13 protein-coding genes and 1 riboswitch are annotated in these 10,662 nt (G+C 69.3%); of the genes, 5 read left to right on the top strand and 8 right to left on the bottom strand.

Annotated elements, in window-relative coordinates:
- Window positions 1–125: 125 nt before the first annotated feature.
- On the bottom strand, window positions 126–806 hold the full coding sequence (locus CHC08_RS44990) for a glycosyltransferase (RefSeq protein ID WP_089213500.1): 681 nt from the start codon (window positions 804–806) through the stop codon (window positions 126–128).
- Window positions 806–1,156: an STAS domain-containing protein gene (locus CHC08_RS44995; protein WP_089213510.1), complete on the bottom strand. Its 351-nt coding sequence runs from the start codon at window positions 1,154–1,156 to the stop codon at window positions 806–808. The genes CHC08_RS44990 and CHC08_RS44995 overlap by 1 nt, the downstream gene beginning before the upstream one ends.
- Before the next feature lie 225 nt (window positions 1,157–1,381).
- On the opposite strand from CHC08_RS44995, the gene CHC08_RS45000 reads away from it, so the two are divergent.
- A complete protein-coding gene (locus CHC08_RS45000; protein ID WP_245878962.1) occupies window positions 1,382–1,897 on the top strand; it encodes a hypothetical protein in 516 nt (171 codons plus the stop codon).
- Here the strand turns inward: CHC08_RS45000 and CHC08_RS45005 are convergent.
- Complete coding sequence (locus CHC08_RS45005; protein ID WP_089213511.1) at window positions 1,884–3,029, bottom strand: sensor histidine kinase; 1,146 nt, start codon at window positions 3,027–3,029, stop codon at window positions 1,884–1,886. The genes CHC08_RS45000 and CHC08_RS45005 overlap by 14 nt on opposite strands.
- 8 nt (window positions 3,030–3,037) lie before the next feature.
- Entirely contained in the window at window positions 3,038–3,733 is a 696-nt protein-coding gene (locus tag CHC08_RS45010; protein WP_089213501.1) for a response regulator transcription factor, read from the bottom strand.
- A 174-nt stretch (window positions 3,734–3,907) separates the two neighbouring features.
- Here CHC08_RS45010 and CHC08_RS50350 point away from each other — a divergent pair, with 174 nt between their 5' ends.
- The 3 genes from CHC08_RS50350 (at window position 3,908) to CHC08_RS45020 (ending at window position 5,109) form a co-directional block, all read left to right on the top strand.
- Complete coding sequence (locus tag CHC08_RS50350) at window positions 3,908–4,084, top strand: hypothetical protein (RefSeq protein ID WP_179282594.1); 177 nt, start codon at window positions 3,908–3,910, stop codon at window positions 4,082–4,084.
- On the top strand, window positions 4,081–4,347 hold the full coding sequence (locus CHC08_RS45015; RefSeq protein WP_089213502.1) for a DUF6412 domain-containing protein: 267 nt from the start codon (window positions 4,081–4,083) through the stop codon (window positions 4,345–4,347). The genes CHC08_RS50350 and CHC08_RS45015 overlap by 4 nt, the downstream gene beginning before the upstream one ends.
- Window positions 4,348–4,413: 66 nt before the next feature.
- The gene (locus CHC08_RS45020; RefSeq protein ID WP_089213503.1) at window positions 4,414–5,109 is read left to right on the top strand and encodes a YidC/Oxa1 family membrane protein insertase; all 696 of its coding nucleotides are present in this window, start codon (window positions 4,414–4,416) and stop codon (window positions 5,107–5,109) included.
- A gap of 109 nt (window positions 5,110–5,218) precedes the next feature.
- On the opposite strand, the gene CHC08_RS45025 is transcribed toward CHC08_RS45020, so the two are convergent.
- Window positions 5,219–5,683 carry an ATP-binding protein gene (locus CHC08_RS45025; protein WP_089213504.1) on the bottom strand — a complete coding sequence of 155 codons (465 nt, stop codon included), beginning with the start codon at window positions 5,681–5,683 and terminating at the stop codon, window positions 5,219–5,221.
- Between the two features lie 156 nt (window positions 5,684–5,839).
- Window positions 5,840–7,735 (bottom strand): PAS domain-containing sensor histidine kinase, encoded by a 1,896-nt coding sequence (locus CHC08_RS45030; protein ID WP_089213505.1) that lies wholly within the window; start codon window positions 7,733–7,735, stop codon window positions 5,840–5,842.
- A 126-nt stretch (window positions 7,736–7,861) separates the two neighbouring features.
- Here CHC08_RS45030 and CHC08_RS45035 point away from each other — a divergent pair, with 126 nt between their 5' ends.
- On the top strand, window positions 7,862–8,446 hold the full coding sequence (locus CHC08_RS45035; protein ID WP_089213506.1) for a methylated-DNA--[protein]-cysteine S-methyltransferase: 585 nt from the start codon (window positions 7,862–7,864) through the stop codon (window positions 8,444–8,446).
- 206 nt (window positions 8,447–8,652) lie between these two features.
- On the opposite strand, the gene CHC08_RS45040 is transcribed toward CHC08_RS45035, so the two are convergent.
- Both CHC08_RS45040 and CHC08_RS45045 read right to left on the bottom strand, forming a co-directional pair.
- On the bottom strand, window positions 8,653–9,999 hold the full coding sequence (locus CHC08_RS45040) for a purine-cytosine permease family protein (protein WP_089213507.1): 1,347 nt from the start codon (window positions 9,997–9,999) through the stop codon (window positions 8,653–8,655).
- Window positions 9,990–10,101, bottom strand: a riboswitch (TPP riboswitch). (Overlaps the previous gene by 10 nt.)
- A gap of 264 nt (window positions 10,102–10,365) precedes the next feature.
- Window positions 10,366–10,662, bottom strand: a 297-nt coding sequence (locus tag CHC08_RS45045; protein WP_218825802.1) for a hypothetical protein, incomplete at its 5' end; no start/stop codon positions are given.

Raw genomic sequence — 10,662 nt, forward strand, 5'->3', positions numbered from 1 at the left:
CCGGGCGAGTGCCCGTGACCTGTTTCTGCGTACAGGCCGGACATCCATCTGCAGGTCGGCCGAAGGGCTGTGACTATATGACCTGATATTTCGCATGCGGGCCGAGCGAGCGGCCCTGACCTGATCTATATGCGGGCCGCCAGTGCCCGTGCGACATCGCGGAACTGTCTGGCCCGGTGAAGCTGGGCCTTCCAGTCGGTGCCGGTCGCCCGGTGGGCCATCTCCACCTGGACCTCGCTCACGCGAAAGCCCTTGCGGAGCAGATCGATGGTGAGACCGGTCTCCACGCCGAAGCCCCGTGCCAGGGGGCGGGCGGCCTCGAAGGCGGCTCTGGTCAGGCAGCGCTGGCCGTTCAGCGGCTGGTCGGGCGTCCACCCCGTGATGCGCTGGACGCCCTCGCGGGCCAGCTTCACCACGAACCCGTGGCCGCCGAGCTTCACGCGGGTGACGAACACGGCGATCGTCATGTCCGCCTCACCCGCCACGACCGGCTCGATCAGGGGCGCGGCCATGCGAGCGGTCTCGCCCAGATCCGCGTCCAGGAACAGCAGGTGCCGGGACTCGGCGCCGTCGAGCAGGCGCACGGCCTCCGCACCGCTCTCCATGGCGGCGGCCTTGCCCCGGTTTCGGCTGTGCCGTACGACACGGGCTCCGGCCGCCTTGGCCACCCGTCCCGTCTGGTCGGACGAGCCGTCGTCCACGACCACGACGAGGTCGACCCCGGGCAACACCAGGGCCGCGGCCACGGTGGCACCGATCCGGTCGCCCTCATCCTTGGCGGGGATGATCGCCGCTACGCCGGTCATCACTGAGGCTCGGACGTCAGCAGTTTCTCGGGCACGGCCTCGTGCACGGTGAACACCGAGTCGAGGCCTGTCACCTGGAGGATCTTTCGCACGGCGGGCCGAGGCGCCGCCAGCTCCAGCGTGCCGTCACGCTCTCGCAATCGTTTGAGCGCGGCGAGCAGCACGTTCATGCCGGTGGAATCACAGAATTCCACGCCGGACATGTCGATGACCACGAGAGTGGTCCGGCTCTCCTCCAGCACCCGAGCGAACTCGGACTGCAGGCGAGGCGCGGTATATAGGTCGATTTCGCCAACGATAGTCACGACGGTGTGCCCGGCATGAGATCGAGTTGAGACTTTTAGCTCCACAGCGGGCACACTAGCGGCGCGAGGGCTGCTGGTCACGTTCTCTCGAGTAACCCGAGTCGTCAGCCCTTTGTCCCCCGTTTCGGCCCCATGGAAACCCTGGGTGCGCGAAACTTAACACTGTGCGACACCGGCATGGCCGGAAAGGGGGGAGACCCGGCACCTCCCGACCATCGCTGCGCCATGACAGTGACGGCCGTTGAGTAGAGAAACGGGCTCGAACGCGCAATGAACACCGACCTATCTGAGGATCCACAACGACAGCGACTCCGGGAACACCTGGAGTCCACGATCGCCTGCACCGAGAAAGCCACGTCGTGGCGCGATGCGGCCAACTCCCTCCGCGGTCTGGTGAACCACGAGGGCTACGTCCCGATCAGAACCCGCCTGTCCAGCGAGGATCTCGACTTCCTCGAAGGAGCGCGCGAAGAGCTGCTGGACTTCGCGACGCTCGGGGTCAGGCTGCTCGACCTCCATCAACCTCGCGACGCGGGCGGCATCACCAGCGACACGGCGCATCCCATCCTGCGCTGCCGGAGCTGCATGTGGCGGTGGCCGTGCCCGACCTTCCGCGCCATGGCCGAGTCCTTCGGCACCGCGAGGACCCCGACGTCCTGCCAGCACGTCGAGATCGACCACGACGACGAGTCGGCCCAGATGACCCTCCTGGTCCCCCGCGGGACCGAGGGCGGCCTCGCGGCTCCGAACACGGTCATCGGGAAAAATGGAGTCACCGGGACATGAAGACCGCAGGCCCCTCGGGCACGGACAGGGGGAGACGGATCTCGAACCGGCATCCGGGGCCGGCGTTGACGACGCCTATGACCCCCTGATGGGCCTCGACGATGCCTCGCGCGATCGCCAGGCCGAGGCCGGCACCGGCGCCGTCGGTGCTGGGGGTCCGGGCCGTCTCCCCGCGGAAGGCGACGTCGAACACGCGGGGCAGGTCGTCTGCCGGGATGCCGCCACAGCAGTCGGCGACCGACAGGCAGGCGACCCCCTCCTCCACCGTCGCGCGCACCCACACCGTGCCGTCCTCCGGGGTGTGCCTGATCGCGTTGACCACCAGGTTGCCCAGCGCCCGGGAGAGCTCTCCCGCGTCGGCCTGGACCGGGACCGCCACGTCGGCCTCACCCGCCAGCCGTACTCCCTTGGCCCTGGCCAGCTGCTCCACCCCGGCCAGCGCGTCGGCGACCAGGTCGCTGAGACCGATCCGCCGGCGAGACAGGCGCAGCGTCCCCGCGTGGATCCTGGACAGCTCGAACAGGTCGTCCACCATGCCCGACAGCCGGTCCACCTCGAGGCGGATCTGCCGGTGATAACGGCTCACGGTCTCCGGATCGGCGACCACGCCGTCCTCCAGCGCCTCGGCCATGGCCCGCATGCCCGCCAGGGGGGTGCGCAGGTCGTGGCTGACCCAGGCGACAAGCTCGCGGCGGGCGCTCTCCAGGGAGCGTTCGCGTTCGTGGCTCAGGCGGAGGCTGCGGTAGGCCTGCTCCAGGGTCTTCGCGATCGTGCCGAGCTCGGCGGGCAGGCCGGCGGGCGGCACGAACTCCCCCGTGGGCGATGCCTCGTGCACGGCGTCGACGAGCCTGCGGCTGGCCGCCACGACCCGGCGGGCGAGCACCGTCGCCACGCCCAGGCCGACCAGCCCGCCGACCGCGACCACGCTGAGCACGATGTTCCTGGGTGCGCCCTCGATGATCATTTGCAGGGTGATGGCGACCACGCCGCCCACCGTCGCCACGACGGTCACCACGGCGACCACCGCGAGCATCACCCCGATCGACCGCTCCCGCAGCAGCCGCATCAGGCCCAGTCCGGCCAGCGCGACCAGCAGGCCCAGCCCGGCCGTGACCGCGACGATCAGCAGCATCTCGGGGATCACGGCAGTGCCAGGGGCTCGTAGCGGTAGCCGACACCCCACACCGTGACGATGCGCCGGGGGACGGTCGGGTCCGGCTCGATCTTCTCGCGGAGGCGGCGGACGTGGACGGTCACCGTGGAGGAGTCGCCGAAGGACCAGCCCCAGACCTGGTTGAGCAGGGTGGAGCGGCTGAAGGCCTGACGGGGGTTGCGCATCAGGTGGGCCAGGAGGTCGAACTCGCGGGCGGTCAGCATGATCTCCTCGTCGCCGAGCCGCACCTCGTGGGCGCCGACGTCGACCGTCAGCTCGGCGTCCCTGAGCACGCCGACGCCGGAGGGCGCCGAGACGCCGCGGGCCCGCCGCAGGACCGACTGGACCCGCAGGGCCAGCTCGCGAGGGCTGAACGGCTTGGTGACGTAGTCGTCGGCGCCGGTCTCCAGGCCGACGACCCTGTCCATCTCGTCGCCCAGCGCGGTCAGCATGATCACCGGAACCGGCCAGCGCTCCCTGAGCTTCCTGCAGACCTGGAGCCCGTCCATTCTGGGCAGCATCAGGTCGAGCACCAGCAGGTCCGGCGGATCGGCCAGCGCGCGCCTGAGCGCCTCCTCGCCGTCTCCCACACACTCGACCGTGTGGCCGTCGCGTTCCAGATAGCGGGCCACGACCTCGGCGACCATCGGATCGTCGTCGACCACCAGAATCCGTGCGCTCATGGTCCCCACGGTAGGCCCGGACGAGCAAATTCCTCAGTCCCGTCACCGGTCCGTAAGCACTCCCTGACTCCGCCCCCGGTCCGCGGGCGTCCCGTGACCTCGCCCCGGTCCGCGATCACTAGATCGTTATGGTTCCGACTCTCCCCGCTCCGACCGAGGACGTACGGTGGCCTCATGGGTCGTATCGTGATGGCAGTTCTGGGCGTCATGCTCGCGCTCTACGTGGTGTTCGGGCTCGTGCTGCCGGCACTCTTCGGGCTTCTCAAGTTCGCGTTCCTCCTTGCTCTGGTGGCCGTCGTGGCCGTCGCCGCGGTCACCGTGGTCGGTAAGTTCGGCAAGTCCGGCAAGTGAACCTGCTCCTCGCCCTCCAGACGCTCTCCGTCTGGTTGTTCGACGGCGGCGGGCTCATGACGGCGACCGCCGTGGTCGGGCTGGGTGTGCTCCTGCTCGCCTGGGCGCTTCGTCAGGTTCCCGTCGCCTCGGAAGCGGGACGGCGTTCGCCGCTGTCCCGGCGCGACCGCGCCAGGCGGACCATGTTCGTACGGCAGCGCGACCCCGACGCGGCCGGGCGATCCCGGTCCAGAGCACCCTCGGCGGGCCCGGCGCCCGCGTAGCCACCCAGACACGTCCGGATCGCGGGCGCCTTCTGTGCTGATTCCATTCCAGTCAGAAGGGCTCCCATGTTCGACTCCGTCATCGAGTTCACCGCCGGTCTCATCACCGCGCTCGCCCAGCCCCTGAACTCCACCGCACTGGCGATCATCGTGTTCACCCTCGGCGTCCGGCTCCTGCTGCTGCCGTTCGGCGTCATGCAGGCCAGGGGCGAGCGGTCCAGGGCGCGGCTCGCGCCCGAGGTCCAGAAGCTGAGGAAGCGGTACGGCCGCGACCCCGAGCGCCTCCGGCGAGAGCTGTCCGCCCTCTACGCCAGGGAGAAGACCTCGCCACTGGCCGGCTGCCTGCCGGGGGTCGCCCAGATGCCGTTTTTCATGGTGATGTACCAGGTCTTCATCTCTTCGACGATCGCCGGGAACGCCAACGCGCTCCTCACCCACGGGCTGTTCGGGGTGCCGCTGGGACAGCAGTTCGCGAGCACGGTGGCCGGGTTCGGATTGCTCAGCGGGCCGACGCTGGTCTTCGCCGGGCTCTTCCTGATGCTGATCGCTGTGGCATTTATCACATCACAGCGCATGAGGCGGACGATGAGCGACGAGGTCCAGCCGGAGTTCATGCGCGGAGTCATGCCGCTGCTGCCGTTCGGGACGGTGCTGGCCGCGGCCGTGCTTCCGCTGGCGGCGGGGATCTATCTGCTCGTCACCACATCGTGGACGGCCGGTGAGCGGGCCTTCCTGCACCGTCCGGCACTCGCCGGGCACTGACCCCGTTCCACGTCGGCCGAGCCCGGCCGCTTTTCACCCCGTCCGGCACTCACCGGGTGCTGATCTGCGAGCTCCTGTCCCGTCTCACCGCCGTGAGGCGGGACAGGAGCTAACCGCATTCCCGCAGGGCGGGCTCGGCGACGGAGACCTGGCCGTTGCCCACCTGGCCATTACTGACAGTGCTGACAGCGGTGACCACCGCCCACACCGTGGTGGTCTCGCCCTCGTGCCTGACCCCCCACCTGGAAGCCACATACTCGACAATGCCGAGGCCCCGTCCCCCCAGAGAGGAGAGCGTGGGGCGGCCTGCCCGAGGTTCGGTGGCAGCGCCACCGTCACTCACCGCAACCTCGACGTGTTCTTCGGCCCAGCGCCACGCCACTCTGATCTGCCCCGACGGCAGTGGGTGCGCGTGACGAAGCGCATTGCTCAACAGTTCGCTGACCACGAGCACCGCATCATCGATCGCGGTTTCGTAAACGCCCCATTCCTGCAGGTCAGAGGAGAGGCGTTGACGTGCGACAGCGACGCTGGACGGTGCATACGGCAACAACACGACGCTCGACGCACTCACCTCCCCGTATCCCTGTTCCCCCTAAGGAACACACCCCTGTACGACCGAAATGCCCCGTTAGATGGTCTTAGAAACCGGGTGTCAATTACAGCTTGTGCACATTCGACAATAGATCAGCTCTTCCGTGACCGACTCGTTACCGCATCGGCGTGTCGGTTAGGTAAGGGGGCCGGGCGTGTTGGCAATGCTCAGGGCCAGCCGCATTCGAGTGCCGCCGGTGGGACGCGGGTGCGCCGACACCTCGCCACCCTGGGCTCGCGCCAGGCTGCGCACGATGTAGAGACCGAGGCCGACCCCGCCGAACCGGCGGCGATCACCGCTGTCCCCCTGGACGAAGCGTTCGAAGACGTGCTCCCGGCTGGCCTGGGCGATCCCGACGCCCTCGTCGTCGACGACCAGCACCACCTGATCGCCGTCCACCCAGGCCTGGACCCTGATCAGACCGCCGTCCGGTGAATACTTGAACGCGTTCTCCAGAAGCTGGCCCAGCAGGATGTCGGTGGCGAACGCGTCACCGGAGACCAGGGGCAGGTCCTCGGGGACGTTCACCTCGATCCGATGCAGCTCGGGCAGGACCGGCAGGCCCAGCGTGGCGGCCCGGACCAGCTCGCCGAGGTCGAAGCCCTCGATCCTGAGCGTCAGCTCACCGGCCCCGGCCCGGGAGCCCAGCAGCAGGTGGTCCATGAGCTGGCTGAGGGAACGCGCCCGTTCGGCGATGGTGTGCACGGCGGAACGGCGCTCGGCGTCGGTCATGCTGTCCCAGCGCGCGTCGAGCGTGCTGGCGAAGCCGCGGACCACCGTGATCGGAGTGCGCAGCTCGTGGCTGGTGGTGGCCAGGAAGAGGTCCTTGGCCTCCTCCAGCTCCTTGCTCCGGGTGATGTCACGGAAGTCGACCACGATCTCTCCCGTCTCCACGATCTCCGCGCAGAGCACGTCCAGCCAGGTGCCCGAGGGAAGCTGGAGGGTGAGCTTGTCGCCCGGATCCGGCAGCTGGAACGGCGGCGGCCAGCCGATCACCTCGGCCGCGTGGAAGCCGGTCAGCTCGGTGGCCGCGGGGTTCCACTGGACGACCCGGCCCAGACCGTCGAGGACCGCGATGCCGTCGGCGCTGGCGTCGAAGACCGCCCGCTCGTGGGCGCGCTGCCGTTCGGCCTCCTGGTAGGCCATGGCGTTGCCGACGGCGATCCCGGCATGCCCGGCGAGCAGCTCCAGCAGCTCCAGCTCCAGATGGCCGACCTTGCGCTTGGCGAACAGCGCGTACAGCGCGCCGTACGGCCGGCCGCCCATCGCGGCGAGGCCGAGCGCGATGGTGTGCAGGCCGGGCAGCTGCGACCAGATCAGCTCGTCCAACCGGCCCTGGTCGCCGGTCTCCAGCAGCACGGTCCTGCCGCCGCGCAGCAGCTTGCCGACCAGGCTGGTACGGAGGTCGGCGGTGGAGCCGTGCAGCGATTCGGGGAGTTTGTGACGGGCCACGAGACGGAGCCGATCGCCCTCGATGCGGACGAACCCGCCCGCGTCGGCTCCGGTCAGCTCGGTGAGGCTGGCCGCGATCCGGTCGAGCACGGCGGGCAGCTCCCGCTCGGCGTTGATGTCGGCGACCACGTCGGCGAGCCTCCGGACGAGCTGTGCCCGGCGGGAGGTCCGGTCGTCGGCGGTCTCGTCGTCCTGTGCCAGGTGGTAGACGCTGACGTAGCCGAGCAGGTCGCCGGTCTCCGAGCGCAGCGCGCTGGTGTCCACCCGCACGTCGAACAGGCTGCCGTCCCGGTGGAACCGCTTGGTCCGCAACGACACCTGACCGCCGGTGCGGACACGCTCGAGAACCGCGTTGTGCTCGGCCACCAGCTCTTCGGGGACCACCGGCGCGCGGCGGCCGAGCATCTCCCCGGCCGACCAGCCGAACAGGCGTTCCGCGGCGGGATTCCATGTGAGAACGGTCTCGTCCCGGTCAAGGGCGACGATCGCGTTGGGAGCACCGGCGACGATCGCATGGGGAGCACCGGCAACGGCCACATGGCCGATGCCACCGTCACTTCCGGCCCCGTCGTACCCCACGTATCCATAGTGCCGCTTCGACCAGCCTGATCTTGGCACTTTCGCCCCGCACGTGTCGCCACTCGCCGGGGCGATCCGTCCGATACGCTGCGGTCACCACACACCTGGATACGAAAGGGTGGGGCCATGTCATCCGGCGACATCGATGCATTGCTACGGGTGACCTCGCCCAACTACATCGGGACGAGCCATCCGGACATCGCGTTCGGCACTCTCGACGGCCCGGTGGGACGCCTCACCCTCGCCGTGACGAACCGGGGCGTGGTGGCATGCAGCTACGAGGACGAGAACATCGTCTTCGAGCGGGTCAGCAGGGAGGTCGGCACGTTCATCGGGCCGGACGCGCGGCGTCTCGACCCGGTCCGCCGGGAGCTGGACGCCTACTTCTCCGGCCGGCTGCGCGCCTTCACGACGACGATCGACCTGCGGCTGGCCACGCAGTTCGCCAGGACCGTGCTGCAGATGATGCTCGCGGTGTCGTACGGGACGGTGACCACCTACCGCGAGATCGCCGAGCGGATCGGCAGGCCACGGGCGCTGCGCGCGGTCGGAAACGCCCTGGGCAGCAACCCGGTGTGCGTGATCGTGCCCTGTCACCGGGTGGTCGAGAGCGAGGTCGTCCTCGGCGGCTACGCGGGAGGCCCGGCCGTCAAGGAACGGCTGCTGCGCATCGAGGCGAACGGCGCGGGCCACGCACCCGGCGGCTCGTAAGCCGCCGGGCACCCGGAAGTCCGGCAACGGCACCGGACGCACGCCGAAGCCACAAAGCCCGGAGCTCACCGAAGGCCCCAGGATCATGGAGGGGCGCGGCGCACCGAGCCCATGGGCGTGGAATGGCGTCGGAGTCCAAGGAGTCCGAACCGGCGCCGGAGCGCGCCGAACCCGCGGGGTCCGGAACCACACCGGCGCCCGGAGGGTCAGGAGCGGCGCCGGAGCAGGCCGATGCCCAGGGTGAACAGGCCCGCGACGAGGAACGCGCCGATCGACGCGCTCATCCACGGCTGCGGGGTGAACCCGATGGCTCCCCTGACGCCGTCCCAGATCTGTGCCCACCACGACACCGCAGAGGGCGCGGCGAGCAGCCACCAGGTGACGAAGCCGAGCACCCACGGGATCACCATGAGCCAGCGCGAGGGGGCGTTCTCCGAGGTGTTCCAGTCTCGGCCGCGGCCGAGCAGGAAGTAGTCGACCACCAGCACTCCGAGCATCGGCACGAACACCGCGCCGATGATGCTGAGGAACGCACTGTAGGAGTTGACGTCGATGATGAGGGCGATGCCCGTGGTCAGCACGCCGATGATCACGGAGAAGATCCGGCGGTCCACCCGTGGCATCAGGTTCTGCAGCGACATCGCCGTGGAGTAGACGTTCGCGAACGACTGGTCGGTCTCGCGCAGCACGAGGATGCCGAAGAACAGCGCACCGAGCGGGGCCGCCACGAACGGGGCGAACACGGCGGTCGGCTGCTCCAGCACCAGGTTGTGCCCGGCGAGCGTCACCGCGTAGACGCCCACGGCCAGGCAGGCGACCTGGGCGATGGTGTAGCCGCCGACGACGCCGATGAAGGCCCCGCGGCTGGAGCGCGAGTGCCGGGCGTAGTCCGCCGCGACCGGCACCCACGACACCGACAGGGCGACCACGAAGTCCACGGCCGGTGCGAAGGCGTCCCAGGAGCCGCCGGTCTGGACGGGGGTGTCGCGGAAGAAGACCACCGCGAACCACGCCATCGAGATGATCACGCCGACCGTGACGAACCGCCGGATCAGCCGGATGGCTCCCAGGGGGTAGATGGTCAGCGCCGTCGTCAGGATCCCGGCCACGATCGCCCAGACCGCGTAGGGGACCGACGATCCGAAGATCGCTTGTGCGCCCATCGCGACGACCCACAGCTCGAACGCGCCCCATCCGATCATCTGGATGATGTTCAGCACGGTGGGGACGTAGGAGAGTTTCGCGCCGAACAGCCCGCGCAGCAGCACCATGGCGGGCTGGCCGGTCTGCGCTCCCGGCACCGCGGCGAGGCCGACCATCGCGGTGCCGATCAGGCTGCCGACGAGGGCCGCGACCAGCGCCGCGGTGAAGGTGAGCGGGTTTTCGTCGAGTAGTGGATTGATCAGGAACAGCGCGAAGGAGAACCCGAGCAGGCTGACACCCAGATTGGCCCAGAACGCGCCCTGATCGAGCGCGCCGAGGGTCTTGGGGGGTGCCTCATCGAGGGTGAGAGGGGCCTCGGCCGCGCTGTGATCAACGATGGCAGGCGTCATTAACGCTCCCTACGCCGGCATTACCCGGACAGGTTCATGCGGTCGGCAGCAGCTGTAGCTGCCCTCTCAGCCTGGTTGCCCCAAGCTCCCGCGTCGGTTGGTGCGCAAAGCCGGGATCATCCCAGCTCGCGCCCTCATGATGCCCTATGTGTCCGCGTTCAGCCAGCGCCGGATTGACGCGCCCATCCCACGGTACGAATCCATACACGTTCGCGGGCACACGGCCGCGTACGCGGCGAGACCGTGCTTCACGGCCGTACGGCAGGTGCTCGGCCTCCGGACGAGTGGTTCCGCACCGGGCCCCGAACGCGAACACCACCGGGCCCCCGCATCGCGCGGGGACCCGGTGGTGAGGCGAAACGGTTTTTAGACGAGACAGCCGAGAACCTGGGGCACCGTCACACCGGTGAGGCTGGCATTGAGGTTAAGGGCGGTGTTGAGGGACATCTGCCCGGTGCCGACCAGGCTGAGGATCGGCCCGGCGACGGTCTTGACGGTCGCGCACAGGTCCACCTGCGCGGCGGCGGGAGCGGAGTCCGCCTTGGCCTCATCGGAAACCGCAGGAGCCGAGTCCTCCTTGGCGTCACTGGAGACCACGGGAGCCGAGTCCTCCTTGGCCTCATCGGAGACCACGGGAGCCGAGTCCTCCTTGGCCTCATCGGA

Origin of the sequence: Streptosporangium subroseum (assembly GCF_900188345.1) — a bacterium.
GTDB classification, from domain to species: Bacteria; Actinomycetota; Actinomycetes; order Streptosporangiales; family Streptosporangiaceae; genus Streptosporangium; species Streptosporangium subroseum.

Excerpts from the sequence above, each read along its gene's own strand:
- CHC08_RS45005 (WP_089213511.1), bottom strand. The coding sequence starts at position 3,029 with ATGCTGCTGATCGTCGCGGTCACGGCCGGGCTGGGCCTGCTGGTCGCG.
- CHC08_RS45040 (WP_089213507.1), bottom strand. The coding sequence starts at position 9,999 with ATGACGCCTGCCATCGTTGATCACAGCGCGGCCGAGGCCCCTCTCACC.
- CHC08_RS45000 (WP_245878962.1), top strand. The coding sequence starts at position 1,382 with ATGAACACCGACCTATCTGAGGATCCACAACGACAGCGACTCCGGGAA.
- CHC08_RS44990 (WP_089213500.1), bottom strand. The coding sequence starts at position 806 with ATGACCGGCGTAGCGGCGATCATCCCCGCCAAGGATGAGGGCGACCGG.
- CHC08_RS45020 (WP_089213503.1), top strand. The coding sequence starts at position 4,414 with ATGTTCGACTCCGTCATCGAGTTCACCGCCGGTCTCATCACCGCGCTC.
- CHC08_RS50350 (WP_179282594.1), top strand. The coding sequence starts at position 3,908 with ATGGGTCGTATCGTGATGGCAGTTCTGGGCGTCATGCTCGCGCTCTAC.
- CHC08_RS45035 (WP_089213506.1), top strand. The coding sequence starts at position 7,862 with ATGTCATCCGGCGACATCGATGCATTGCTACGGGTGACCTCGCCCAAC.
- CHC08_RS45010 (WP_089213501.1), bottom strand. The coding sequence starts at position 3,733 with ATGAGCGCACGGATTCTGGTGGTCGACGACGATCCGATGGTCGCCGAG.